Source organism: Pseudomonas sp. Pseusp88, assembly GCF_047303955.1.
GTDB lineage: Bacteria > Pseudomonadota > Gammaproteobacteria > Pseudomonadales > Pseudomonadaceae > Aquipseudomonas.
In genome coordinates, this window is sequence record NZ_JBGLYM010000004.1 from 100372 (window position 1) to 124638 (window position 24267).

At 60.1% G+C, this 24267-nt stretch carries 23 protein-coding genes; 10 read left to right on the plus strand and 13 right to left on the minus strand.

What is annotated here, in order from left to right; translation table 11 throughout:
- Positions 1 to 2 precede the first annotated feature (2 nt).
- From ACCD02_RS07115 to ACCD02_RS07130, 4 genes are all read right to left on the minus strand, one after another.
- Positions 3 to 1241: an FAD-dependent oxidoreductase gene (locus ACCD02_RS07115; protein WP_413299823.1), complete on the minus strand. Its 1239-nt coding sequence runs from the start codon at positions 1239 to 1241 to the stop codon at positions 3 to 5.
- A complete protein-coding gene (gene folD, locus ACCD02_RS07120; RefSeq protein WP_413299825.1) occupies positions 1223 to 2125 on the minus strand; it encodes a bifunctional methylenetetrahydrofolate dehydrogenase/methenyltetrahydrofolate cyclohydrolase FolD in 903 nt (300 codons plus the stop codon). Before folD ends, ACCD02_RS07115 begins: the two co-directional genes overlap by 19 nt.
- Positions 2122 to 2988: a formyltetrahydrofolate deformylase gene (gene purU, locus ACCD02_RS07125; protein WP_413299827.1), complete on the minus strand. Its 867-nt coding sequence runs from the start codon at positions 2986 to 2988 to the stop codon at positions 2122 to 2124. Before purU ends, folD begins: the two co-directional genes overlap by 4 nt.
- Positions 2989 to 3312: 324 nt before the next feature.
- Positions 3313 to 3918, minus strand: a complete 606-nt coding sequence (locus ACCD02_RS07130; RefSeq protein WP_259107321.1) for a helix-turn-helix domain-containing protein — start codon at positions 3916 to 3918, stop codon at positions 3313 to 3315.
- Between the two features lie 330 nt (positions 3919 to 4248).
- Here ACCD02_RS07130 and glnT point away from each other — a divergent pair, with 330 nt between their 5' ends.
- From glnT to ACCD02_RS07150, 4 genes are all read left to right on the plus strand, one after another.
- Entirely contained in the window at positions 4249 to 5583 is a 1335-nt protein-coding gene (gene glnT / locus ACCD02_RS07135; RefSeq protein ID WP_413299829.1) for a type III glutamate--ammonia ligase, read from the plus strand.
- 140 nt (positions 5584 to 5723) lie between these two features.
- Entirely contained in the window at positions 5724 to 6629 is a 906-nt protein-coding gene (locus ACCD02_RS07140; RefSeq protein WP_413299831.1) for a class II glutamine amidotransferase, read from the plus strand.
- An 11-nt stretch (positions 6630 to 6640) separates the two neighbouring features.
- Positions 6641 to 7324, plus strand: coding sequence for a protein glxC (locus ACCD02_RS07145; protein WP_413299833.1), 684 nt, complete (start codon positions 6641 to 6643; stop codon positions 7322 to 7324).
- A 15-nt stretch (positions 7325 to 7339) separates the two neighbouring features.
- Entirely contained in the window at positions 7340 to 8677 is a 1338-nt protein-coding gene (locus tag ACCD02_RS07150; protein ID WP_259107330.1) for an FMN-binding glutamate synthase family protein, read from the plus strand.
- A gap of 714 nt (positions 8678 to 9391) precedes the next feature.
- Here the strand turns inward: ACCD02_RS07150 and ACCD02_RS07155 are convergent.
- Positions 9392 to 9655 (minus strand): YebG family protein, encoded by a 264-nt coding sequence (locus ACCD02_RS07155; RefSeq protein ID WP_413299835.1) that lies wholly within the window; start codon positions 9653 to 9655, stop codon positions 9392 to 9394.
- Between the two features lie 289 nt (positions 9656 to 9944).
- On the opposite strand from ACCD02_RS07155, the gene ACCD02_RS07160 reads away from it, so the two are divergent.
- Complete coding sequence (locus ACCD02_RS07160) at positions 9945 to 10430, plus strand: phosphate-starvation-inducible protein PsiE (RefSeq protein WP_413299837.1); 486 nt, start codon at positions 9945 to 9947, stop codon at positions 10428 to 10430.
- Between the two features lie 210 nt (positions 10431 to 10640).
- Here the strand turns inward: ACCD02_RS07160 and yiaY are convergent, their stop codons facing one another.
- The 5 genes from yiaY to ACCD02_RS07185 all read right to left on the minus strand — a co-directional run bounded on the left by yiaY (position 10641) and on the right by ACCD02_RS07185 (position 14990).
- Positions 10641 to 11789, minus strand: a complete 1149-nt coding sequence (gene yiaY / locus ACCD02_RS07165) for an L-threonine dehydrogenase (RefSeq protein WP_413299839.1) — start codon at positions 11787 to 11789, stop codon at positions 10641 to 10643.
- A gap of 223 nt (positions 11790 to 12012) precedes the next feature.
- On the minus strand, positions 12013 to 12348 hold the full coding sequence (locus ACCD02_RS07170; RefSeq protein ID WP_413299841.1) for a hypothetical protein: 336 nt from the start codon (positions 12346 to 12348) through the stop codon (positions 12013 to 12015).
- A 210-nt stretch (positions 12349 to 12558) separates the two neighbouring features.
- Entirely contained in the window at positions 12559 to 12894 is a 336-nt protein-coding gene (locus tag ACCD02_RS07175; RefSeq protein ID WP_413299843.1) for a DUF3509 domain-containing protein, read from the minus strand.
- Positions 12895 to 13319: 425 nt separating this feature from the next.
- Complete coding sequence (locus ACCD02_RS07180; protein ID WP_413299845.1) at positions 13320 to 13745, minus strand: HPF/RaiA family ribosome-associated protein; 426 nt, start codon at positions 13743 to 13745, stop codon at positions 13320 to 13322.
- Between the two features lie 363 nt (positions 13746 to 14108).
- The gene (locus ACCD02_RS07185; RefSeq protein WP_413299847.1) at positions 14109 to 14990 is read right to left on the minus strand and encodes a helix-turn-helix domain-containing protein; all 882 of its coding nucleotides are present in this window, start codon (positions 14988 to 14990) and stop codon (positions 14109 to 14111) included.
- A 137-nt stretch (positions 14991 to 15127) separates the two neighbouring features.
- Here ACCD02_RS07185 and ACCD02_RS07190 point away from each other — a divergent pair, with 137 nt between their 5' ends.
- Positions 15128 to 16030, plus strand: coding sequence for a DMT family transporter (locus ACCD02_RS07190; RefSeq protein WP_413299849.1), 903 nt, complete (start codon positions 15128 to 15130; stop codon positions 16028 to 16030).
- 104 nt (positions 16031 to 16134) lie between these two features.
- On the opposite strand, the gene ACCD02_RS07195 is transcribed toward ACCD02_RS07190, so the two are convergent.
- Both ACCD02_RS07195 and ACCD02_RS07200 read right to left on the minus strand, forming a co-directional pair.
- A complete protein-coding gene (locus tag ACCD02_RS07195; RefSeq protein WP_413299851.1) occupies positions 16135 to 17109 on the minus strand; it encodes a 2-hydroxyacid dehydrogenase in 975 nt (324 codons plus the stop codon).
- An 85-nt stretch (positions 17110 to 17194) separates the two neighbouring features.
- Entirely contained in the window at positions 17195 to 18145 is a 951-nt protein-coding gene (locus ACCD02_RS07200; RefSeq protein ID WP_413299853.1) for a LysR family transcriptional regulator, read from the minus strand.
- Between the two features lie 181 nt (positions 18146 to 18326).
- Between ACCD02_RS07200 and ACCD02_RS07205 the strand changes: the two genes are divergently transcribed.
- The 4 genes from ACCD02_RS07205 to ACCD02_RS07220 all read left to right on the plus strand — a co-directional run bounded on the left by ACCD02_RS07205 (position 18327) and on the right by ACCD02_RS07220 (position 23282).
- The gene (locus tag ACCD02_RS07205) at positions 18327 to 19838 is read left to right on the plus strand and encodes an efflux transporter outer membrane subunit (protein WP_413299855.1); all 1512 of its coding nucleotides are present in this window, start codon (positions 18327 to 18329) and stop codon (positions 19836 to 19838) included.
- A 199-nt stretch (positions 19839 to 20037) separates the two neighbouring features.
- Positions 20038 to 22212: an FUSC family protein gene (locus ACCD02_RS07210; RefSeq protein ID WP_413299857.1), complete on the plus strand. Its 2175-nt coding sequence runs from the start codon at positions 20038 to 20040 to the stop codon at positions 22210 to 22212.
- Entirely contained in the window at positions 22202 to 22402 is a 201-nt protein-coding gene (locus ACCD02_RS07215) for a DUF1656 domain-containing protein (RefSeq protein ID WP_413299859.1), read from the plus strand. Before ACCD02_RS07210 ends, ACCD02_RS07215 begins: the two co-directional genes overlap by 11 nt.
- A 19-nt stretch (positions 22403 to 22421) precedes the next feature.
- On the plus strand, positions 22422 to 23282 hold the full coding sequence (locus ACCD02_RS07220) for an efflux RND transporter periplasmic adaptor subunit (RefSeq protein WP_413299861.1): 861 nt from the start codon (positions 22422 to 22424) through the stop codon (positions 23280 to 23282).
- A 151-nt stretch (positions 23283 to 23433) separates the two neighbouring features.
- Here the strand turns inward: ACCD02_RS07220 and ACCD02_RS07225 are convergent, their stop codons facing one another.
- Positions 23434 to 24255, minus strand: coding sequence for an SDR family oxidoreductase (locus ACCD02_RS07225; protein WP_413299864.1), 822 nt, complete (start codon positions 24253 to 24255; stop codon positions 23434 to 23436).
- Between the last annotated feature and the right edge of the window lie 12 nt (positions 24256 to 24267).

Consider the following 24267-nt stretch of genomic DNA (forward strand, 5'->3'; position numbering starts at 1 on the left):
CGTTAATGGCTGGCTGCCGTGGCGCCCATTTCGTTGACTTGAATAAAGCGCGAGAAACGCTCCAGGGCGAACGGCGCGATCAGTTCCGGGGTCTTGCCGGTGGCGACCATCTCGGCCATGGTCTTGCCGACGATGGGCGTGGCCTTGAAGCCCCAGGTGCCCCAGCCTGCGTCCAGGTAATAATTTTTTACCGGTGAAAGCCCCATGATCGGGCTGTAGTCCGGGGTCATATCGGTGATCCCGGCCCACTGGCGCATCAACTTGGCGTTGGCCAGGAACGGGAACATCTCGATGGCATGGGCCAGCAGGCTTTCCTTCAGGTCCAGGGTCGAACGGGTGTTGTACAGCGGGTATGGATCGGAACCGCCGCCGAACACCACTTCGCCACGGCTGGTCTGCTGCACGTAGCAGTGCAGCGCCGAAGAACTCACCAACGGGTCGAGGAACGGCTTGAACGGCTGGGTGACCATGGCCTGCAACGGGTAGGTATGGATCGGCGCGCGGATCCCGGCTTTCTTCAGCATCAGCGAACTGGCCCCGGCAATCGCCTGCACCGCGCAGCCGCACTTGATGGTGCCGCGATTGGTCTTCACGGCGGTGATAGCGCCGTTCTCGATGATCAGGTCCTGCACTTCAGTGAGCTGGTGGATTTCCACGCCGCGCTTGGCCGCTTCCTTGGCGTAACCCCAGGCCACGGCGTCGTGGCGAGCGGTGCCGCCGCTCATGTGCCAGAGCCCGGCCAGCACCGGAATATGCCCGGGGTCCAGGTTCAGGCTCGGCACCAGTTCGCGGATCTGCTGGCGGTCGATCATCTCCGTGCGGCCACCGAAATGCTTGTTCACTTCGGCACGCTGGCGGAACGCGCGCACGGTGGCATCGGTGTGGGCCAGGGTCAGTTGGCCGCGTTCGGAGTACATGACGTTGAAGTTGAATTCGTTGGACAGGTTCTCGAACAGCTTCACCGACTCGATATAAAACTTCACGCCTTCGCTGGTCAGGTAGTTGGAGCGAATCACCGCCGTGTTACGTGCGGTGTTGCCACCACCCAGGTAGGACTTTTCCAGCACCGCGACATTGGTAATGCCGTGATACTTGGCCAGGTAATAAGCGATGGCCACACCATGACCGCCGCCGCCGATGATCACCACGTCATAGGAGGACTTCAGCTCCTTGGGCGGCGGCAGATCGACTTCGGCCGGGTATTCGGCGCCCAGCCCGTATTTCAAGAGATTGAAGGGCATGGGGCCTCCGATTTGGCGTGGGTTCTGGCCTGCTGTTGCGCGGCGATCAAGGTGTTTTTCATCAGGAAAGCGATGGTCATCGGCCCGACGCCACCGGGCACCGGCGTGATGGCGCTGACCACAGGCAGGGCGCTGTCGAAGTCGACATCGCCGACCAGGCGGCTGCGCTCGCCTTCGGTAATACGGTTAATACCGACGTCGATCACCACCGCGCCAGGCTTGAGCCAACTGGCATCGATCATCCGTGGGCGACCCACGGCGGCGATGACGATATCGGCCTGGCGCGACAATTCGGCGGCGTTGCGGCTGCGCGAGTGCAGCATTGTGACGCTGCAATGGGCCTGCAACAGCAGGGCGGCCATGGGCTTGCCGACAATATTCGAACGGCCGATGACCACCGCATGCAGACCACTCAGATCACCGAGGGTGTCTTGCAGCAATTGCATGCAGCCCGACGGCGTACAGGGTGTCAGCACTGTGCGGCCCTGGCTCAGGCCCCCGACGTTCTCGCTATGGAAACCGTCGACGTCCTTGCCCGGATCAATGGCCTGCAAGGCGCGGGTTTCTTCGATATGGGCCGGCAGCGGCAGTTGCAGAAGAATGCCGTGCACTTCGCTATCGAGGTTGAGGCGGCGGATCAGCTCCAGCAGCTCGTCCTCGCCGGTGTCCGCAGCCAGCTTGTACTCAAGCGAGCGGATGCCACATTCCTCGGCGCGCAGGATTTTGTTGCGCACATAGACCTGGCTGGCCGGATCTTCCCCGACCAGGATCACCGCCAGGCACGGTTGAATGCCGGTTGCGACCATGCTCGCCACATCCAGCTTTACCTGTTGCAGAACCCGCGCGGCGGCGGCCTTGCCATCGATCAGTTGTGAGCTGTTCATTTGAAAATCACCGTGCGGTCGTTATTGAGGAAGACGCGGTGTTGCAGATGGAATTTCACTGCCTTGGAAAGGGCCACGGTCTCGGTGTCGCGACCGATGGCAACCAGGTCGTCGGGGCGATAGGCGTGATCGACGCGCTGCACCTCCTGCTCGATGATCGGGCCTTCGTCGAGGTCGCTGGTGACGTAGTGGGCGGTGGCGCCGATCAGCTTCACACCGCGCTCGTAGGCCTGGTGGTAGGGCTTGGCGCCCTTGAAGCCGGGGAGGAACGAGTGGTGGATATTGATCGCCCGACCCGAGAGCTGGCGGCACAGGTCATCAGAGAGAATCTGCATATAGCGGGCGAGGACCACCAGATCGGTCTCGGTTTCGTCGACGATCTTCATCAGCGCCGCCTCCTGCTGGGCCTTGGTGTCCTTGGTCACCGGCAGGTAGATAAAACGAATGCCTTCACGCTCGGCCATGGGCCGCAGGTCCAGGTGATTGGAGACGATGGCGGTGATGGTCATGTCCATCTCGCCCTTGTGATGGCGGTACAACAGGTCGGTCAGGCAATGGTCGAACTTGCTGACCATCAGCAAGACGCGCATCGGCTGATTGCTGTCGAACATCTCCCAGTCCATCTCGAACCGCTCGGCCACCTTCACGAAGCCCGCCTTGAGGCCGTCCAGCTCACCCTGCCGACCGTCGTTGAAACGGAACACGGCACGCATGAAAAACTTGCCGCTGCCCTCGTCGTCGAACTGCGACATCTCGCCGATGTAGCAGCCGCTGTCGGCCAGGTAAGAAGTGACAGCAGCGACAATGCCGGACGTGGCGGCACAGCTGACCTTGAGAATGAAGGTGTTCTGCAGCTTGGACATGACGAAAGATCCTCGGGAGGTGACGGGCAGGTCATCACCGAGTGTTCGGGGGTGAAAGAAATTTTTACCGGTCAATAAAAAATCCCACGGGGAATAATTTATTCCTGCGGATGCTTTTATAGGTGAAGCGGAGGGAGGGTGTCTAGGGATTTTGTGAAAATTAGTTTCCCCTTGGGAAACTATCTGGCCGGATGGTTGCTTAACCTGTGGGACCGGCTTTAGCCGGGAAGGCTACATTACAGGCTAAGCAGACAGGTGAGTGCTCAGGCTTCTTCCCGGCTGAAGCCAGTCCCACCAAAGCCTGTCACAAATCCAGCAGTCGGATTACTCGCCATTACTCCCGTAATTCATGATCGACAACAGCCTGATCGGCACCTGCAGCAATTGCTCCGGCCCATGGGGCACGTCGCCGTCGAAGGTCAGGCTGTCGCCAGCTTCCATCTTGTACAACTGGTTGCCATGGCGATAGACCAGCTCGCCTTCGAGCAGATGGAGGAACTCGGTGCCAGGGTGGGAGAAGGTCGGGAACTCTTCGCTGGCGTCATCCATGGTCACCATATAGGCCTCGAAACTTTTCTTCGGCCCGCGGGTATGGTTGAGCAGGTGGTAGGTGTGGCCTTTCTCCGTACCACGGCGCACGACTTCAAGCCCTTCATCCTTCTTCACCAAGAGCGCACTGCCGCCCTGTTGGTCGTACTGGCTGAACAGCTTGGACATGGGAATGCCCAGCACATCGCACAGACGGCTGAGGGTATCGAGGCTGGTGGAGACCTGGGCATTTTCGATCTTGCTCAGCATGCCCTGGCTGATCCCGGCGATGCGCGCAACTTCCGCCAGCTTCAAGTCTTGAGCCTGGCGTTGTCGCTTGATCTGCATGCCCAGGTACTGCTCGAGCTTGAGACGGGTCTGCGGTTCGGTCGCTGTATTCATGTGACGCCCATTTTTGTGGCGGGAATTTCAATTGCGCGCTCTAACGGGGCGCTTATCAGGCTCGGGAGGATTTCTGCACTGGCAGATATTCGTACCGGGAAACGAATTTTCTCATAAATACGATAAGCATGTCTCTGATCCACATCGGTTTTGAGTCGTTTCAGCCCCGCTCGGCGGCACATTGGCAAAGCTCTTGCATTCCTGTTGTGAAAGTTAATTTCCTTGTGGGAATTTTAACTCTGGGGTAAAACGTCGCTGTCGGTACGGCATGACGTCCCCGGGAAGACATTCACATCACAGTCATGCTGTTGCCTATCAGGAGCCCAGCCCATGTTGCCAAGCGAAACCCAACGTCTGATTCAGGAACACGGGATCAAATATGTCCTGGCGCAGTTCGTGGACATCCACGGCTCGGCCAAGACCAAGTCGGTGCCGATCTCCGGTCTGGAAATGGTCATCGAGGATGGCGCCGGGTTCGCCGGGTTCGCTATCTCCGGCATGGGTATGGAACCCCACGGCCCGGACTTCATGGCCAAGGGCGACCTGTCGTCCCTGACCCCGGTGCCATGGCAGCCGGGTTACGGTCGTGTGGTCTGCATCGGTCACGTCGAAGGCAAGCCCTGGCCGTATGACAGCCGCTATGTGCTGCAACAGCAGGTACAGCGCCTGAGCGACCGCGGCTGGACCCTGAACACCGGCCTGGAGCCGGAATTCAGCCTGTTCCAGCGTGATGCCGGGGGCAAACTGCAACTGGTGGACGCCAGCGATAACCTCGACAAGCCGTGCTACGACTACAAGGGCCTGTCGCGCTCCCGGGCCTTTCTCGAACGCCTGACCGAAGCCTTGCAGCCGGTGGGTTTCGACATCTATCAAATCGACCACGAAGACGCCAACGGCCAGTTCGAGATCAACTACACCTACAGCGATGCCATGGAGTCGGCAGACCGCTTCACCTTCTTCCGCATGGCCGCCGGCGAGATCGCCAATGACATGGGCATGATCTGCTCGTTCATGCCCAAGCCGGATCCGAAGCGCGCCGGTAACGGCATGCACTTCCACCTGTCCATCGCCAGCGCCAGCAACAAGAACCTGTTTCACGACGCCAGTGACCCGAGCGGCATGGGCCTGTCGAAAATGGCCTATCACTTTGCCGCCGGCCTGCTGGCCCACGGCCCGGCCCTGTGTGCCTTCGCGGCACCGACGGTCAACTCCTACAAACGCCTGGTGGTCGGCAATTCCCTGTCCGGCGCGACCTGGGCTCCGGCCTTTATCGCCTTCGGTTCCAACAACCGCTCGGCCATGGTCCGCGTGCCCTATGGCCGTCTGGAATTCCGCCTGCCGGATGCCGGTTGCAACCCGTATCTGGTCAGCGCCGCGATCATCGCCGCAGGCCTGGATGGCATCGACCGCCAACTGGAAATCGACAACGTCTGCAACGAGAACCTCTACAAACTGAGCCTCGAAGAAATCGCCGCGCGCGGCATCAAGACCCTGCCGCAGTCGCTCAAGGAAGCCTGCGACGCGCTGGAGGCCGACCCGTTGTTTGCCGAGGTCATGGGCAATGAAATCGTCGGCGAATTCATCAAGCTCAAGCGCATGGAGTGGGTGGAGTACAGCCGCCATGTGAGTGATTGGGAAGTTAAGCGTTACACGGAATTCTTTTGAGGTCGCTGGGCGGCAGCTGCAAGTTTCAAGCTGCAAGCGGCAAGTAAAAGCAGTTTTGCGGCGAATACCAAATTTTCTATCAACCCGGCCAGCTTGCAGCTTAAAGCTTGCGGCTTGCCGCTCCCGAACAAGGTGAGGCTATGTGCGGAATTGTGGGCTTATATCTGAAAAACCCGGCGCTGGAATCCCAGCTCGGCAAGCTGTTCGAACCCATGCTGGCGGCCATGACCGACCGTGGTCCGGACAGCGCCGGCTTCGCCATCTACGGTGACGAAGTGGCCGATGGCTGGGTCAAGCTGACCTTGCAGGCGACCACCGAAGATTACGACTTCAAGATGCTGGTCTCGGTGATTGAAGCCAAATTGGGCGCGCCATTGGAGTGGTTTCAGAACGCTACGGCCATCGTGCTCAAGATCAAGGCTGAAGAAGCGGTGGTTCGTGCCGCCCTGGCTGAACTGGCGCCAACAGTGCGCATTATGAGCGCCGGGCAGAGCATCGAAATCCTCAAGGGCATGGGGTTGCCGAAAGAGATTTCCGAGCGTTTCGGCCTGGGCTCCATGAAAGGCAGCCACATCATCGGCCACACCCGCATGGCCACCGAAAGCGCCGTGACCATGGAAGGCAGCCACCCGTTTTCCACCGGCGCCGACCTGTGCCTGGTGCATAACGGCTCGTTGTCCAACCACTTCCGCCTGCGTCAGGAACTGCGCCGCGAAGGCATCAATTTCGAAACCGAAAACGACACCGAAGTCGCTGCCGGTTACCTGGCCTGGCGCCTGCAACAGGGCGATTCGCTCAAGCAGGCGTTGGACAATTCCCTGGAAGCACTGGATGGCTTTTTCACCTTCGCCATCGGCACGCGCAACGGCTTTGCGGTGATCCGTGATCCGATTGCCTGCAAGCCGGCGATCCTCGCCGAGACCGATGACTACGTCGCCATGGCCTCGGAATACCAGGCGCTGTCGAGCCTGCCGGGCATTGAAAAAGCCAAGGTCTGGGAACCTGTCCCGGCCACCATGTACATCTGGGAACGCGAGTCGGCTTAAGGAGCACGCACATGAAAACCATCGATCTTTCCACTGCCACCGTGCGTGAGCTCAATCAGGCGCTGCACGACCAGGTCAACAATGTTCAGGACCGCGAATGGGTCGTGACCCACGCCAACGGCGCCCACAACCTGGCGGTCGGCGTCAACGAAGCGGTGTCCATCGATATCCAGGGCCACGCCGGTTACTACTGCGCGGGCATGAATCAGAAAGCCAATATCACCGTACACGGCAACGTCGGTGTGGGCTGCGCGGAAAACATGATGTCCGGCTATGTCCGGGTCAAGGGCAGCGCTTCGCAAGCAGCTGGCGCCACGGCTCACGGCGGGCTGTTGGTCATTGAAGGCGATGCCGGTGCCCGTTGCGGTATTTCCATGAAAGGCATCGACATCGTCGTTGGCGGCAGCATCGGCCATATGAGCTGCTTCATGGGCCAGGCCGGGCGTCTGGTGGTGTGCGGCGACGCGGGCGATGCCCTGGGCGATTCGCTGTACGAAACCCGCATCTACGTCAAAGGCAAGGTCGAGTCATTGGGTTCGGACTGCATCGCCAAAGAGATGCGCGCCGAACACTTGGAAGAGCTGCAAGAGCTGCTCAACCGCGCCGGTTTCAACGAGAAGGCTGCGGACTTCAAGCGCTATGGCTCGGCTCGTCAGCTGTACAACTTCAAAGTCGATAACGCTTCCGCGTACTGATTCAGGAGCAAGAACATGAGTGACTCGCAAACCCCAAAGGCACCTCCAGTACTGCGTGAATCGGCCACTTTCGACCGTCTGACCATTCAGGAAATCCAGCGTGCCGCCGAAACCGGCATCTACGACATTCGCGGCGGCGGCACCAAGCGCAAGTTGCCGCACTTCGATGACCTGCTGCTGCTCGGCGCCAGCGTGTCGCGTTATCCGCTGGAAGGCTACCGCGAGAAGTGCGGTACCGACGTGATCCTCGGCAACCGCTTCGCCAAGAAGCCGCTGCACCTGAAGATCCCGGTGACCATCGCCGGCATGAGCTTCGGCGCGCTGTCGGCCAACGCCAAGGAAGCCCTGGGCCGTGGCGCAACCATCGCCGGGACCAGCACTACCACCGGCGACGGCGGCATGACCCCGGAAGAACGCGGCCAGTCTCAGCACCTGGTGTATCAGTACCTGCCGTCGCGCTACGGCATGAACCCTGACGACCTGCGCAAGGCCGACGCCATTGAAATCGTCCTCGGCCAAGGCGCCAAGCCGGGCGGTGGCGGCATGCTGCTGGGCATGAAAGTCACCGAGCGTGTGGCGGGTATGCGTACCTTGCCCGTTGGCGTGGATCAGCGTTCGGCCTGCCGTCACCCGGACTGGACCGGCCCCGACGACCTGGCGATCAAGATTGCCGAAATCCGCGAAATCACCGACTGGGAAAAGCCCATCTACGTGAAGATCGGTGCCAGCCGCCCGTACTACGACGTCAAGCTGGCGGTAAAAGCCGGTGCCGATGTGATCGTCCTCGACGGCATGCAGGGCGGTACGGCGGCGACTCAGGAAGTGTTCATCGAACACGTCGGCATTCCGATTCTGCCGGCCATCCCGCAAGCGGTGCAGGCCCTGCAAGAGATGGGCATGCATCGCAAGGTGCAGTTGATCGTCTCCGGTGGTATCCGCAACGGTGCTGACGTGGCCAAAGCCATGGCGCTGGGTGCTGATGCAGTGGCCATCGGCACGGCTGCGCTGATCGCGTTGGGCGACAACCATCCACGTCTGGACGAAGAGCTGAAGAAGATCGGTTCGGCGGCCGGTTTCTATGATGACTGGCAGAACGGCCGCGATCCGGCGGGTATCACCACCCAGGACCCGGAACTGTCCAAGCGTCTTGATCCGGTGGAAGGTGGCCGTCGTCTGGCCAACTACCTGCGGGTACTGGTGCTGGAAGCGCAAACAATGGCCCGGGCCTGCGGCAAGTCGCACCTGCATAACCTCGATCCGGAAGACCTGGTGGCGCTGACCGTGGAATCGGCGGCGATGGCGCGGGTGCCGTTGGCGGGGACCAACTGGATTCCGGGGCAGCAGCAGTATTGAGCAACCCTGTGGGAGCGAGCGATGTGGTAACCCGACTTGCCCGCTCCCACCCAATACGACGCACTTTCTGAATTGAAATGTGATTTCTGTAGGAGCTGCCGAAGGCTGCGAAAGCGTGTATCAGACAGACCCATTCGCAGCCTTCGGCAGCTCCTACGGGACCGTGTTTTTCGCACGGTTTTTGTGTGTTTGCAGGATAAGTCTTACAAGAAAAGTGACGAATCTGACGGATCGCTCCCTTTATCTTGAATGAAGTTTCCTTAACAATCCCAGCCGCTTGTGCCCACCAAATTCCGGAACTAGTCTGCGCTCCGCCACTGGCAAATCAGTGGTCGGGCGTGAGACCCCGGCTTTTTATAGGCACAGGCTTGTCATTGCATATGGCAGCTGTGTGCAGGCAGACCTCGGTCTGGCCGGGTGCCTATAACCGGTATTCTCACCCTGTACATGGCTGCCACCTTTTGCCCCGTGAGAATGGCATTGGCCGTGGTCTATATGATCGATATGGCTAAAGCGTTGGTTGATCAGTCGATTATCGAACTGGAGAAGCGCCCGAAACCCGCCAACGCATAACCTGCAGGTTGACGCAGTGTGCTTCTGTGGGACCGGCTTTAGCCGGGAAGGCAATGTGACAGGCGATAAAATGCATCGGTCATGCCTACGCCTTCCCGGCTAAAGCCGGTCCCACATGGTCCACATCGGCCCCGCCAGCTGTCACTCGCTCGCAGCAGGCTGATCCAGCTCTTCCAATGCCGCCGCATTGTTCTTGAACGCCGCCGCAAACACGGTGCGGTTCTTGGCCATGAAGATGCCGATATCTTCCGCCAGGTTCTCGGTCAGGTCCGGTACGTTCTTGATCAGCGTCGCGGTCAGGGATTCGGCCAGCTCAAGCATCTGGTCGTGTGCATCGGCGAGTTTGCGGTCCACGAATGTAGTCTCCAAGTCGCGGGTACTGCGATACAGGGTTTCAACAGCCATATTCGGCCTCGTCTGTTAGGGGCTAATCCCCGATTGAAGGTTGCAGTCTGTTCACGTCTGCCGGGGCCGCATACCGGCCTTTAGCAATTACTGTGTTTTTATACAGGTTTCAGGATAGTCCAAATGTCCGTCCGCTGAACAGGGGCAATTGCATTCTTTTTTACACCTTGCGACAACCCGTCACGCCCTCAACCATAGCCAATGGCCCTGATCCTGCTTTAAAAAGCCTGTCGCTCAAAGCGTCATGCTTGGGCGCTACGCTCCAATCGTCTGATCAAGGAAGTACATCGTGAAAATCAACTGGGCTGAAACCTTGCGTCAGCGCGTACATAACTGTGCTGAATCATTGGGCAACCTGTTCGTCGAGAGCTTCCACTATCTGGCGCTGTTCGCCATCGGCGGGGTCACGGCGTGGGCGGCAGTCATGGCGTTCCTGGGCATGCTGGAAAAGGGCCACATTGCCGTCGATGACATCCTGTTGCTGTTCATCTACCTGGAATTGGGGGCAATGGTCGGGATTTACTTCAAGACCAACCACATGCCCGTGCGCTTCCTGATCTACGTGGCGATCACGGCACTGACCCGTCTGCTGATCTCCGACGTCTCGCACCATAATCCACCGGATATCGGCATCATCTACCTGTGCGGCGGGATTCTGCTGCTGGCGTTTGCGATTCTGGTGGTGCGCTATGCGTCGTCGCAGTATCCATCGGTCAAGGTGCAGGACCCGCATAGCAAGAGCAAGGTACTGATTGAGGAGAGTGGGGAGAGTTGAGGAAGGGAGGGGCGTTGGTTTGAGTTCGATGGGAGAGAAACCTGTGGGAGCGAATTCATTCGCGAAAGGGCCGGTACATCCGACGCTCATATAGCGTCTGAGCAACTGCCTTCGCGAATGAATTCGCTCCCACAAAGTTTGCTTCCATAATTCGCTGCCCCAGGGGACATCGGATGTCAGTAGCCCAGGCAGGCTCCTGGCATCTGGCGCTTACATCGCGATACGGAAAATCTCTTCAATCTCGCCCTGATTCGCCGGGCGCGGGTTGGTGAAGCCGCAGGCGTCTTTCATGGCGTTGGCGGCCAGGGTCGGGATGTCGTCGGCCTTGGCCCCCAGCTCGGCCAGGCCGCCCGGAATACCGATATCGCCAGACAGTTTACGGATGGCCGCAATGGCCGCCGCTGCACCTTCAGTGTTGTCCAGGCGCTGGGTGTCGATGCCCATGGCCGTGGCCACATCTTTCAGGCGCGCCGGGCAGACGCTGGCGTTGAAGCTTTCCACATGGGGCAGCAATACCGCGTTGCAGACGCCGTGGGGCAGGTCGTAGAAGCCGCCCAGCTGGTGCGCCATGGCATGCACATAACCCAACGAAGCATTGTTGAAGGCCATGCCCGCGAGGAACTGCGCATAGGCCATGTTTTCCCGCGCGGGCATGTCACTGCCGTTGGCGACGGCGGTGCGCAGGTTGGCAGAGATCAGTTCCACGGCCTTGAGAGCACAGGCGTCGGTGATCGGCGTCGCGGCCGTGGAAACGTAGGCTTCGATGGCGTGGGTCAGGGCGTCCATGCCGGTGGCGGCGGTCAGGCCCTTGGGCATGGCGGCCATCAGCGCCGGGTCGTTGACCGACAGCAGTGGGGTGACGTTGCGGTCGACGATGGCCATTTTCACGTGGCGGGTTTCGTCGGTGATGATGCAGAAGCGGGTCATTTCACTGGCCGTACCGGCCGTGGTGTTGATGGCAATCAGCGGCAGTTGTGGCTTGGCTGATTGGTCGACACCTTCGTAATCGCTGATTTCCCCGCCGTTCGCCGCTACCAGGGCGATGCCCTTGGCGCAGTCATGGGGCGAACCGCCACCCAGGGAAATGATGAAATCGGCGCCGCTGAGCTTGAGTTTCTCCAGGCCTTTTTCCACGTTGCTGACCGTCGGGTTGGGTTTGGCGCCGTCGAAGATCGTGGCATTGATGTCCTGTTCGCGCAGCAGTGTCGCGACCTTATCGGCAACGCCTGCTTTGGCCAGGCCCGCATCGGTAACGATCAGCGCGTGACGGAAACCGTATTTGCGAATGGCGTCCATGGCTTCGTTAAGGCTGCCGATGCCCATCATGTTCACGGACGGAATGAAAAAGGTGCTGCTCATGATTAATCCTCTTTTTATGGTTATTTGGCCAGGGCGGCCGGAGGTGCACTCATCAAGTGGGATTCATCCTAGGAGCATCATGCGGGGGACTAAATGGTCCTTTAGGTAGCGAAGGGGCGGGTCTTTGGTCGTAGTGGCGGGATGATGTGGGAAGGCTTTCAAGTAGATGCAGGCGGGCAAAAAAATGCCCCGATAAAGGGGCATTTTCCGTGTTTTCAGAGCGTTATCGGGTCCATTCGCCCTGATGCCAGTGCCAGCTGTTGCCGCGCTGCTCCCAGTACGGGTGCACATAGCGATAACCGGCGCGTTCCGGTTCCCAATGGCCATGTACTGCCACATAGCGGCCGCCTTCCCAGTTCCAGTAGCCGCGGGCCCAGATGTAACCCGGACGCGGACGCGGTTCGACTTCGACGTACTGCACGGGCGGCGGTTGCGGGGCGATGACTTCGGCGTAGGCGGGGCGTTCGACCACGACCCGACGTTCGCGGTAGGGGTGCTCGTAGACGCAGCCGGAAGCGGTGGCAACCAGTGCGAGCACAGCAACATAACGTAAGAACATACAACCTCCTCGGTGGTCCCGGCGTCGGGTCAAACAGCGCCGGGAGGGACGATCGGGTTAGTTGTAACAGGTCATGTCTGTCGACTGCCTGAACACGTATCCTGTGGGACCGGCTTTAGCCGGGAAACTGCATATTCATGGCTTCGAATAACGCCTTCCGGCCAAAACCGGTCCCACAGAAAGAATGCGTCAATCGGGTATCGGTAGGGCTTAAAGCCGGGCCACCTGCACATTACGCAAGCTTTGCCAGTCATTACGACGGGCCGGTACCGCCAGGGAGCGAAGGTTATCGCCGTCGGTCATGGCCGCGAGGATTTCCATGGCGCAGTGGCCTTTTTCGATGGCGATGCCGAATTGCACGCTCTCGATCAGGCGCTGCAGGCGCTTGGGCTCGTTGCGCTGGGCGGCGCTGATCAGACGTTTGGCAACAACGCCCGATTCATTGGAAAGGGTCAGCATGATACTGCCATCGAGGCCTTGGATACTCAGGTTCACCCGGTAGTCTGGGTGAAAGGCGTCGGTGATCTGTTGAAATGGATTATCCATTATTCGCTACCTGCCAGTGGGTCTGCATAAGTTGACTTGGTGTTAGTCCCTTTAGTTCTCAATGGATGATCAGCGGCGTGAAATTTTATGTTCGGCCGTTGGGGATGGGTACACCGGTGTACTTGCATGGTTCGGGCCAGATCCAAGGTGATCACTGTGAATGGAGAGCGAGGCAGGACGCGGGGTTCAGCGTTTATTGGGCGATATGGACGTGGATTGTAGGACGATCCGTCGAGCGGTTGTTTTCGAGAAGTGTTGCAGATATCGAACAAAGCACCATTACAGCGCTTCATGTGCATGTCGTGGTGCGCTGTGTGATGGCATATACAGCGTTTTCATATCACTGTAATAGATCTGCGCAAACAAGAAGGGCGGACCTGTTCTCACAGGCCCGCCCTTATCGATGGTCAATATAAAAAGATGAATCAGCCGACCTGGGCTTCCTTCTCCTGCTCTTTTTCCAGGAATTCTTCCTGCAGCAGAGCGTCCGGGTTGGCCGCGTCCTGATCTTCAAGGACGATGGCATTCTGACCTGGGCGTTTGTGGCGCAGTTTGCCGAACAGGTGTTCCAGGGCGTGATCAAGTTTTACGGCGGCGCCATCCACAGCCTGCTCCAGCGTATCGGCCTTGTGGGTGACTGAAATCGGTTGGTGTCCTTTTGGCCGGGCTTCCATCTGGCAGCGCAGATCATGCGGGCCGGGCTTGTCGCCATTTTCATCGCGGATATGGACTTCGACGCGGGTCAAATCTTCTTCATAGCGTTCGAGCGTGCTTTCAACGGTGGTACGTACCCACTCCTCCAGTCGGATGCTGCTTTCGATGTGGTTATCGCTATTGACTTGGATTTGCATAGTTCTTCCCTTATTAGGCTTGCTCGTGAGTGCAGAACGGAGGGCCTCTGGTGAGGTCCGTTTCCTGCGCCCTCATTCACAGTGTTGGCGCCGATCGATAAACAATTCAACCCAATAAGTCAGAAATATTTTTGTACGGAAAAAAATTCACTCAGCAGGTTCGCTGACGATGCCGGGGTTTTCCTTGGGGATCCCGAGGCATCGAGAATATTGGCGGGTTTTGTTGAGGCATTATTTGTTACACAAGAGGTAGACGTAGGAGCGAGGCTTGCCCGCGAAGGCGCTATACCCGGCGCAGAAAGTTTGTCGGATGTACCAACTTTTTCGCGGGCAAGCCTCGCTCCCACATAAGCTGTGTTGTCGTCAGAGCGTGCCGACAAACGCCAACCGATACTCCCCCGGCGTCGCCCCTACCACCTGGCGGAAGCGATTGGTGAAGTGGCTGGCGCTGGCAAATCCACAGGCCAGGGCGATCTGGCCAAGCGGCTGGCGGGTGCTGCGCAGCAGCTGGCAGGCGTGGTCGAGGCGTCGGGCAAGCAGATACTGATGCGGCGGCAGGCCAAAGCTTTCGCGGAACATGCGGGCGAAATGGTATTCCGACAGCGCACACAACCCGGCCAGTTGCCCGAGGCTCAGGGGATCGGCCAGATGCTGTTCGATAAACTCCACCAGTTGCCGACGCAAGTGCGGCGCCAGGCCCCCCTTGACCCGCAGACCATCGCGCAGGCCAACCTGGCTCAACAGCGTATGGCTGAGCAGTTCATGGGCCAGGCTGCTGCCGAGCAGACGTTCGGCGGGTTCGTTCCAGTCGAGGTGGATCAACCGATGAAAGCGCTCGACCTGCAGCGGGTCGTCGAAAAAGGTGTCTTCGCGCAATTGCAGTTCCCGGGGCTCGCGGTCGAGCAGGGTGATGCAACCCAGGGCGAACTGTTCCGGGCTGACGTACAGGTGCGCCAGGCGGATTTCACCGTTGATCACCCAGGACGATTCATGTCCGGCAGGCAAGGTGCAAAGCTTGCCGGGGCTGCCCTTGGCGTCGGGTTGATCGCGACGAAAGGTGCCGGTGCCGCCGTTGATATAACACGACAGCGTATGGTGAGACGGCCCGTGATACTCCTGAGCGTCATGCCGGTTATTCCACAACGCCGCAACCAATCCGTCGCCCAGCCCGGCGCTCTGCTCAAGATGGGCATTGGGCGAGCTGTTCAGGGCATTGAAGACCTGGAGGTTGTCGAGTGATGGCATTTCGTACGGTTCCTGTAGGCCTTGCATCCTACTCTGCCGTTCGCCATCTGCCAGCCAGCGGACGATCAAATGCGCAAGATTTTGCAAGTGGCCGCCTGCCCGACCACGCAGACTGATGGCTCATCGAGGAGCCCATCATGAACATCTCGCTTTATCTGCTGACCGTACTGATCTGGGGCACCACCTGGATTGCCCTGAAGCTGCAACTCGGCGTGGTAGCCATTGCGGTCTCCATCGTCTATCGCTTCGGTTTTGCCGCACTGATGCTGTTTGCCATCCTGCTGCTCAGCGGACGCCTGCAGAAGGTCAATCGTCGCGGTCAGTGGATTTGCCTGGCCCAGGGCCTGTGCCTGTTCTGCGTCAACTTCATGTGCTTCTACACCGCCAGTCAGTGGATTCCCAGTGGCCTGATCGCCGTGGTGTTTTCCACTTCGACCCTGTGGAATGCCCTGAATGCGCGGATCTTCTTCAAGCAGAAAGTCGCTCGCAATGTGCTGGGTGGCGGTGCTCTTGGCTTGATCGGCCTGGCCTGCCTGTTCTGGCCGGAGCTGTCGGGCCATAGCGCCAGCCGCGAAACACTGATCGGCCTGGGCCTGGCCCTGCTGGGCACGCTGTGTTTCTCGGCGGGGAACATGCTGTCGAGCCTGCAACAGAAAGCCGGCCTGCGGCCCCTGACCACCAATGCCTACGGCATGCTCTACGGTGCCGGGATGCTCGCGTTGTATTGCCTGCTCAGCGGCACGTCGTTCAGCTTCGAATGGAACACGCGCTATATCAGTTCGCTGGCGTATCTGGTGGTGGCCGGATCGGTGATCGGCTTTACCGCCTACCTGACTCTGGTCGGGCGCATGGGGCCGGAGCGGGCAGCGTATTGCACGGTGCTGTTCCCGGTGGTGGCGCTGAATATCTCGGCGTTTGCCGAGGGCTATCAGTGGACGCTGCCGGCCCTGGCCGGGTTGGCGTTGGTGATGCTGGGCAATGTGTTGGTGTTTAGAAAACCCAAACAGGTCGTGGTACCGGTGGCCGCAAAAATGGCGTAGCAAATCATGTAGGAGCGAGGCTTGCCCGCGAATCAGGCGAGGCGATGTATCAGGCACATCGCGTTGACCCATTCGCGGGCAAGCCTCGCTCCAGCGGTGTCGAGTCAGCCCTTCCAGACCTGCGGATTTACCAGGTTCTTCGGCTTCTTACCCAGCAGCGCGCTACGCAGGTTGTCATAGGCAAGATCAGCCATGGCCTGGCGGGTTTCCGAGGTGGCGGAGCCGATATGGGGCAGGGTCACGGCGTTGCTCAGCTGGAACAGCGGCGATTCGCTCAGGGGTTCCTTTTCGTAGACATCCAGCCCGGCGCCACGAATGGTGCCGTCCTGCAGGGCCTTGATCAGTGCCGGTTCGTCGACGATCGGGCCACGGGCGATATTGATCAGAATTGCGCTGCGCTTCATCAGGCCCAGTTCACGGGTGCTGATCAGGTGGCGGGTTTTTTCGCTCAAGGGCACGACCAGGCAGACGAAATCGGCTTCAGCCAGCAGTTGATCGAGGCTGCGCAACTGCGCGCCCAGTTCCTCCTCGACTGCGGTCTTGCGGCTGTTGCCGCTGTACAGGATCGGCATGTTGAAACCCAGGCGACCGCGCCGGGCGATGGCCGCGCCGATATTGCCCATGCCGACGATACCCAGGGTCTTGCCATGGACGTCAGTGCCGAAATGCGGCGCTTCGACGCTGCGCTTCCACTGGCCGGCCTTGGTCCAGGCGTCCAGTTCGGCGACGCGGCGGGCACTGCTCATGATCAGCGAGAAACCCAGATCTGCGGTGCTTTCGGTCAGCACGTCAGGGGTGTTGGTCAGCATGATCCCGCGTTCGTTGAAGTAGCCGACGTCGTAGTTGTCGTAACCCACCGAAATGCTCGAGACCACTTCCAGTTGCGTGGCATTGGCCAGTTGCTCGCGACCCAGGGCGCGGCCCGCACCGATCATGCCGTGGCTATGGGGCAGGGCTTCGTTGAACTGGGCGTTGAGGTCGCCTTTTTTCGGATCGGGGATGATTACGTTGAAGTCTTGCGACAGGCGCTCGGCCATTTCAGGAGAGACGCGGCTGAAGGCCAGGACGGTCTTTTTCATCGGGCAGTTACTCGCTGGTGCTCACTGGGAATGGGTAGCACCCTATCATTCATGCCCGTCCTTGGGCAGCCGATTTGCGCAAGTGTCAGGAGTTGAGTGAGGTCAGGGTATGGGTCTGCAAGTCGGCTTCATGGGCGGCCATGAGTTCCGGCAGGGAACCGCGCAAGTACTCGACCCAGGTCTTGATCTTGGCATCCAGGTACTGGCGCGAAGGGTAAATGGCATACAGGTTCAGCTCGTGAGAGCGGTAGTTGGGCAGTACCCGCACCAACGTGCCATTGCGCAGGCCGTCGATGGCGGCGTAGATCGGCAGCAGGGCGATGCCCATGCCGCTGCTGATCGCGGCTTTCATGGCGTCCGGTGAGTTGACCAGGAACGGCGAGCTGTTGATGTTGACCATTTCCTGGCCTTCGGGGCCGTCGAATACCCACTTATCCAGAGGGTAGATCGGGCTGATCAGGCGCAGGCAGGAGTGATTGAGCAAATCACTGGGCTTGTGCGCCATGCCGAAGGTTTTCACGTAGCCGGGTGAGGCACAGGCAATGCTGTAGGTGATGCCCAGTCGTTGAGAGACGAAGCCCGAGTCCGGCAGCTCACTGGCCAGGACGATGGACACGTCATAGCCTTCTTCGAGCAGGTCCGGCGCGCGGTTGGCGAGGGTCAGGTCGAACGAGACATCCGGATGGTTGCGCCGGTAGCGGGCAATCGCATCGATCACATAGTGCTGGCCCACACCCGCCATGGAGTGCACCTTGAGCTGGCCGGCCGGGCGCGCGTGGGCATCGCTGGCTTCGGCTTCGGCCTCTTCGACATAACCGAGGATCTGTTCGCAGCGCAGCAGGTAGCGCTTGCCCGCTTCGGTCAGGGCAATGCGGCGCGTGGTGCGATTGAGCAGACGGGTCTGCAGATGGGCTTCAAGGTTGGAAACGGCACGCGACACGTTGGCCGTGGTGGTGTCGAGCTGAACGGCGGCCGCAGTGAAGCTGCCCGCTTGTGCCACGCAACTGAAAGCGCGCATGTTTTGCAGAGTGTCCATGAGCTGTTCTCTGATGAGATGGCAAATTGTGACATGAAGTTACTGATCCATGTCAGGTATACCAAAGCATTATCACCAGTTCGGTAACAAAGAATCGCACTTCTCCCGTCTTATCGGCGCATTGACAGCTCTCTAGAATCAGCGTTCTGGGCTATTTCACCTCCGTCGGGAACTCGCAGCTGTGCCGCGTCGCATCATCAGTGGGGTCAAACCCCTCAGTATCTGGGCTTTGTCATTAGTCATCAGCGGCTGCATCGGTACCGGGGGAATCGCACCACAAAGCCACTCGCTGGCTGCCAATACCCTGGCTACCGACGAGGCGATTGCCAGCGCCGCCCAGGACGCTCATTGGCCCGCGGCCCAGTGGTGGCGCGCCTACGGTGATGCCCAACTCAATCGCTGGATCGATCTTGCCGTGCAGGGCAACCCGAGCCTGGCCATGGCCGCTGCCCGGGTGCGCCAGGCCAAGGCGTTGGCCGGGATTGCCGAGTCCGCCGAGTCCCTGCATATCAACGGTGACGCGACGATCAAACGGCACAACTGGCCTACCGACCAATTTTACGGTCCGGGCGCGCTGTCCAATACCAGCACCTGGGACAACAATGCCGCCCTCGGCCTGAGCTATTCCCTGGATCTCTGGGGTCGGGAAAGCAATGCCACAGAGCAGGCGCTGGACATGGCGCACATGAGTGCCGCCGAAGAGCGTCAGGCCCAACTGGAATTGCAGGACAATATCGTCCGCGCCTATATCCAGCTGTCTTTGCATTACGCCCAACTGGATATCGTCGAAGCCACACTGGCTCAACAGCAACAGATTCTCGACCTCGCCCAGCGCCGTCTGCAGGGCGGCATCGGCACTCATTTCGAAGTCAGCCAGGCCGAAACACCGCTGCCGGAAACCCATCGCCAGATCGACGAGCTGGAAGAGGCCATCGCCCTCAGTCGCAACCAATTGGCCGCCTTGGCGGGCAAGGGGCCGGGTGACGGTGCGCAATTGCAGCGTCCGACCCTGGCCCTGCAAAACCCATTGAAGTTGCCGTCGACCGTGCCTGCGCAATTGCTTGGCCAGCGCCCGGACGTGGTCGCCAGCAGGTGGCGCGTGGCGGCCCAGGCCCGTGGCATCGATGTGGCCCACGCCGGTTTCTATCCCAACGTCGATCTGGTCGGCAGCCTCGGCTACATGGCCACCGGCGGCGGCATGCTGGAGTTCCTTGCCGGCAAGAAATTCAACTACAGCGGCGGCCCGGCCATCAGCCTGCCGATCTTCGATGGCGGTCGCCTGCGCTCGGAACTGGGCGAAGCCTCGGCCGGTTACGACATGGCCGTGGCGCATTACAACCAGACGCTGATCATGGCGCTCAAGAGCATCTCCGATCAGCTGATTCGCCGGGCCTCAATGGACAAGCAACAAGTGTTCGCCGCCGAGTCGGTGGCGTCGGCGCAGAAGACCTACGACATTGCCATGATCGCCTACAAGCGCGGCCTGACCGATTACCTCAATGTGCTCAATGCCCAGACGCTGCTGTTCCATCAGCAACAGATTCAGCAACAGGTACAGGCCGCGCGCCTGAGTGCCCACGCCGAACTGGTGGTGGCCCTGGGCGGCGGGCTGATGGCGGGCAACGATGCACCGAGCGAAGACAAGACCCAGGCGCCGAAGACGCCTGCGGTGTTGGCGGTGTTTGATCGGTGAATATTTTTGGTGAACTTCACACCTTTGGGAGCCTGGGCCGAAAACGCTGGGCAGTGTGGGAGCGAATTCATTCGCGAAGGGGACGGTACGGTCGATACATTTTCATCGTCTGGAGTACCGCTTTCGCGAATGAATTCGCTCCCACAAAAAATCCCTTCATTTCAAACTGTGATCCGGTGTTTGATATGAGTGTGGGCTCATGAATCGCATCACCCAACTGCCATGGCGCCGCGAATTCAACGGCTGGGCGCGCAGTGACGGGGTGACCTGGGTCTATATCTTCAAGGTCCTGATCGCTGCTTTCCTCACCTATTGGCTGGCCCTGCGTCTGGAGCTGCCGCAGCCGCGCACCGCGCTGATCACGGTATTCATCGTCATGCAGCCCCAGAGCGGGCATGTGTTCGCCAAGAGCTTCTACCGCATCCTCGGCACCCTGGCCGGGTCGTCGATGATGGTGCTGTTGATGGCCCTGTTCGCGCAGAATTCGGAGCTGTTTCTCGGCTGTCTGTCGCTATGGGTGGGGATCTGCTCGGCCGGGGCGGCGCGGTATCGCAACTTTCGCGCTTATGGCTTCGTGCTGGCCGGGTACACGGCAGCGATGGTCGGCCTGCCTGCCCTGGCGCATCCGGAAGGTTCGTTCATGGCGGCGGTCTGGCGGGTGCTGGAAATCTCCCTGGGCATCGTCTGCTCCACGGCGGTCAGTGCGGCGATTCTGCCCCAGAGTTCCAGTGCAGCCATGCGCAACGCCCTGTACCAGCGCTTCGGCGTATTTGCCCGATTCGTCAGCGACGGCCTGCGTGGCAACACCGAGCGCGCAGCCTTTGAGGCGGGCAACGTGCGTTTTACGGTGGAAGCCATCGGCCTGGAAGGGCTGCGCAGCGTCACGGTGTTCGAAGACCCGCACATGCGTCGGCGCAATGGTCGGCTCAATCGCCTGAACAGCGAATTCATGGCCATGACCACGCGCTTCAACGCCCTGCATCAACTGCTCGAACGCCTGCGTGGCCGCGATGATTCCCAGGTGTTCACTGCCATCGATCTGGGCCTGGTTACCCTGGCCGAATTGCTCGACGGTTTTGCCGGGCACGCTTTGACCGATCGTGACGCCTCGCGTCTGGTGGCGCGCCTGGAGGCCTACAAATCCAGCCTGCCGTCCAGGGTGCGCAGCCTGCGCGGCGCCTTGCTGCAAACCGGGCCGGACGCCGCCGACCTGCTGGATTTTCACACCGCCTACGAATTGCTCTATCGCTTCGTCAACGATTTGCACGACTACGCCCAGACCCATGCGTCCCTTGCCGATCACAACCATGTCCGCGAAGGCTGGGACGAACCGTTCGTGTCCAAGACCAACTGGATGACGGCGGCTGCGGCGGGGCTGCGCGGTACTTTTATTCTGTCGATCATGAGCGTGTATTGGGTCGCCACCGCCTGGCCCAGTGGCGCGACGATGATTCTGGTGTCGGCGGCCACCGTGGCCTTGTCGGCCATGACCCCCAATCCTCGGCGCATGTCGTTCCAGATGGCCTGCGGTACCTTGCTCGGGGCGGTCTGCGGTTTCGTTGAAACCTTCTTTCTGTTCCCGTTTATCGACGGCTTTCCGCTGCTGTGCCTGCTGCTGGCGCCGGTATTCATGTTCGGCGCGTTTCTGGCATCCAGGCCGCAATGGGTCGGTTACGGGATCGGCCTGCTGATTTTCTTCTGCATCGGTTCGGTGCCGGATAACCTGACGGTCTACAACCCCTACACCTTCGTCAACGACTACATCGCCATGGTCATCGGCATGCTGCTCTGCGCCGCAGCCGGGGCGATTATTCTGCCGCCCAATAGCGGCTGGATGTGGCGTCGTCTGGAAGACGACCTGCGCCGGCAAGTGGTGTTCGCCATCAGCGCACCATTGCGTGGCCTTGGTTCGCGTTTCGAGAGTCGCACCCGGGATCTGTTGCACCAGGCCTATGGCCTGGCCGCCGGTAAACCTCTGGTGCAGCGCCACCTGCTGCGCTGGATGTTCTCGGTGCTGGAAATCGGTCACGCGATCATTGAGCTGCGTCGCGAACAGGCGGTGCTGCCGATTCATCCCAGCTACGCCGAGTCGCAGCCGTGGCGCCAGGCGATCCGGGTCATGGGCCGCTCGCTGATTCGCTTGTTCATTCAGCCGGATCGCAACAACCTGGCGCGCAGCCTGTACGCGGTCGATCACGCCATCACCCTGGTGCGCGGCACCGACGAGCCGTTCGCCCCGCACTTCGACACCTCGGCCCTGCGCCGGGTGCAGAGCTACCTGCACTTCATTCGCACGTCATTGCTGGACCCGCAGTCGCCCCTGGCTGCCTACGCCTCGGAATACTCGTCGCAAGGACTCGCCCATGCCTCGTGAAATCGCTTTCCACGGCCTGTACATGCCCACCGTTACCCTGATGTTCATGCTCGCCGCCGTGCTGGCCTGGATGTTGGACCGGGTGCTGTCCTGGCTGGATCTGTACCGTTTCTTCTGGCACCCGGCGTTGCTGCGTCTGAGCCTGTTCAGCTGCATTTTCGGCGCCCTGGCGCTCACTGTTTACCGTTGAGGCACTTGAGAACACCGGCATGAAAAAGCTCTTCAGTCTGATCGCCACCTTGCTGGTCCTGGCCCTGGCCATCTGGATCGGCCGCCTGCTCTGGATCCAGTACATGGAAACACCCTGGACCCGCGATGGCCGGGTGCGCGCCGATATCATCAATGTCGCCGCCGACGTCACCGGCACCGTGGTCGATGTGCCGGTGCGCGACAACCAGCAAGTGCACAAGGGCGACCTGCTGATGCAGATCGACCCGGAGCACTATCAGTTGGCGGTGAAGAAAGCCGAGGCCCAGGTGGCTTCGCGCAAGGCGACCTGGGAGATGCGCAAACTCAATGCCAGCCGCCGCGCCAACATGGACAACATGGTGATCTCCACGGAAAACCGTGACGACGCCAGCAATATGGCCACCTCGGCCCAGGCTGATTACCAACTGGCCCAGGCTGAACTGGAAGCGGCCCAACTCGACCTCAAACGCACTAAAGTGCTGTCGGCGGTGGACGGCTACGTCACCAATCTGAACGTGCACAAGGGCGACTACGCCCGTATTGGCGAGGCGAAGATGGCCGTGGTCGATATGAACTCGTTCTGGGTCTACGGCTTCTTCGAAGAAACCAAACTGCCCCATGTGCGTGTCGGCGACCCCGCCGACATGCAGATGATGAGCGGCGAACTGGTCAAGGGCCACGTCGAAAGCATCGCCCGCGGTATCTACGACCGCGACAACCCGGAAAGCCGCGAACTGGTCGCCGACGTCAACCCGACCTTCAACTGGGTACGCCTGGCCCAGCGCGTACCGGTACGGATTCACCTGGACCAGGTGCCGGACGGATTGGTGTTATCGGCGGGGATGACCTGTACGGTGGTGGTGAATCCTGAGGTCCATTGAACAGATATCGGTTAAATATGAAGGCGCAATTTGTGGGCGCGAATTTATTCGCGAAAGCGGTATTCCAGGCAAGAAATACCTATCGATGTCCTGGCCTCTTCGCGAATGAATTCGCTCCCATAAATCCATTTTCCAATTCAGATTGCATTGGTTAGAGGCGCTGCTGCAATCCAAACCGCTTGCTCAACTGCTTCTCCAGCAACCCCTTGGGCAGCAGCCACGACATCAATGGCAACACGCGGCAGCCATTGCCCAGGCGCAGCAGCCGTGGCGGATTGGGTTGTTGCACGGCCTTGAGCAGATCCCGGGCGACGTCGGTGGCGGGGGTGGGGTTGTTCTGTGAGGCCCTGGCCCTGGCGCGGATGCCTTCGCGCAGTGGCCACCAGGGCGAGCTCTCTTCGATCAGGCGTTCGGCTTCGTGGCTGGCATTGTTGGCAAAACGGGTGGCGATGGCACCGGGCTGGACTTCCATGACGCCAATGGAGAACGGCGCCAGCTCCAGGCGCAGGGCATCACTCAGCGCATGGACGGCGGCTTTCGAGGCGCAGTAGGCGCCCGCGAACGGTGTTACCAATACGCCGGACACGCTGCCGATATTCACTACCAGGCCTTTGCTGCGGCGCAACAGGGGGAAGAACGCCTTGGTCACGCCGATGATGGAAAACACATTGGTTTCGAACTGCCGCTGCATGGCTTCGACGCCGCCATCGAGCAATGGCCCCATGGCGCCGTAACCGGCGTTATTGATCAGCACGTCGATGCCCGCTTGCAGGCCCGGATCGTCCGCCAGTCGTTGCAGCGCTTCGGCGTCGTTGACGTCCAGTTGCATGGCAGTAAACCCGGCGAGGTTCAGTGCTTTCACATCCTCGGGTTTGCGCGCCGTGGCCCAGACGTCATATCCCGCTGTCTTGAAGGTGTCGGCCAGGGCGCGGCCGATGCCGCTGGAGCAACCGGTGATAAAAGCGATGGGCATGTCAGGTCCTTT

Bases quoted from the DNA above. Each gene is read 5' to 3' on its own strand.
- ACCD02_RS07115 (WP_413299823.1), bottom strand. From the start codon at position 1,241: ATGCCCTTCAATCTCTTGAAATACGGGCTGGGCGCCGAATACCCGGCC.
- folD (WP_413299825.1), bottom strand. From the start codon at position 2,125: ATGAACAGCTCACAACTGATCGATGGCAAGGCCGCCGCCGCGCGGGTT.
- purU (WP_413299827.1), bottom strand. From the start codon at position 2,988: ATGTCCAAGCTGCAGAACACCTTCATTCTCAAGGTCAGCTGTGCCGCC.
- ACCD02_RS07130 (WP_259107321.1), bottom strand. From the start codon at position 3,918: ATGAATACAGCGACCGAACCGCAGACCCGTCTCAAGCTCGAGCAGTAC.
- glnT (WP_413299829.1), top strand. From the start codon at position 4,249: ATGTTGCCAAGCGAAACCCAACGTCTGATTCAGGAACACGGGATCAAA.
- ACCD02_RS07140 (WP_413299831.1), top strand. From the start codon at position 5,724: ATGTGCGGAATTGTGGGCTTATATCTGAAAAACCCGGCGCTGGAATCC.
- ACCD02_RS07145 (WP_413299833.1), top strand. From the start codon at position 6,641: ATGAAAACCATCGATCTTTCCACTGCCACCGTGCGTGAGCTCAATCAG.
- ACCD02_RS07150 (WP_259107330.1), top strand. From the start codon at position 7,340: ATGAGTGACTCGCAAACCCCAAAGGCACCTCCAGTACTGCGTGAATCG.
- ACCD02_RS07155 (WP_413299835.1), bottom strand. From the start codon at position 9,655: ATGGCTGTTGAAACCCTGTATCGCAGTACCCGCGACTTGGAGACTACA.
- yiaY (WP_413299839.1), bottom strand. From the start codon at position 11,789: ATGAGCAGCACCTTTTTCATTCCGTCCGTGAACATGATGGGCATCGGC.
- ACCD02_RS07170 (WP_413299841.1), bottom strand. From the start codon at position 12,348: ATGTTCTTACGTTATGTTGCTGTGCTCGCACTGGTTGCCACCGCTTCC.
- ACCD02_RS07175 (WP_413299843.1), bottom strand. From the start codon at position 12,894: ATGGATAATCCATTTCAACAGATCACCGACGCCTTTCACCCAGACTAC.
- ACCD02_RS07180 (WP_413299845.1), bottom strand. From the start codon at position 13,745: ATGCAAATCCAAGTCAATAGCGATAACCACATCGAAAGCAGCATCCGA.
- ACCD02_RS07185 (WP_413299847.1), bottom strand. From the start codon at position 14,990: ATGCCATCACTCGACAACCTCCAGGTCTTCAATGCCCTGAACAGCTCG.
- ACCD02_RS07190 (WP_413299849.1), top strand. From the start codon at position 15,128: ATGAACATCTCGCTTTATCTGCTGACCGTACTGATCTGGGGCACCACC.
- ACCD02_RS07195 (WP_413299851.1), bottom strand. From the start codon at position 17,109: ATGAAAAAGACCGTCCTGGCCTTCAGCCGCGTCTCTCCTGAAATGGCC.
- ACCD02_RS07200 (WP_413299853.1), bottom strand. From the start codon at position 18,145: ATGGACACTCTGCAAAACATGCGCGCTTTCAGTTGCGTGGCACAAGCG.
- ACCD02_RS07210 (WP_413299857.1), top strand. From the start codon at position 20,038: ATGAATCGCATCACCCAACTGCCATGGCGCCGCGAATTCAACGGCTGG.
- ACCD02_RS07215 (WP_413299859.1), top strand. From the start codon at position 22,202: ATGCCTCGTGAAATCGCTTTCCACGGCCTGTACATGCCCACCGTTACC.
- ACCD02_RS07220 (WP_413299861.1), top strand. From the start codon at position 22,422: ATGAAAAAGCTCTTCAGTCTGATCGCCACCTTGCTGGTCCTGGCCCTG.
- ACCD02_RS07225 (WP_413299864.1), bottom strand. From the start codon at position 24,255: ATGCCCATCGCTTTTATCACCGGTTGCTCCAGCGGCATCGGCCGCGCC.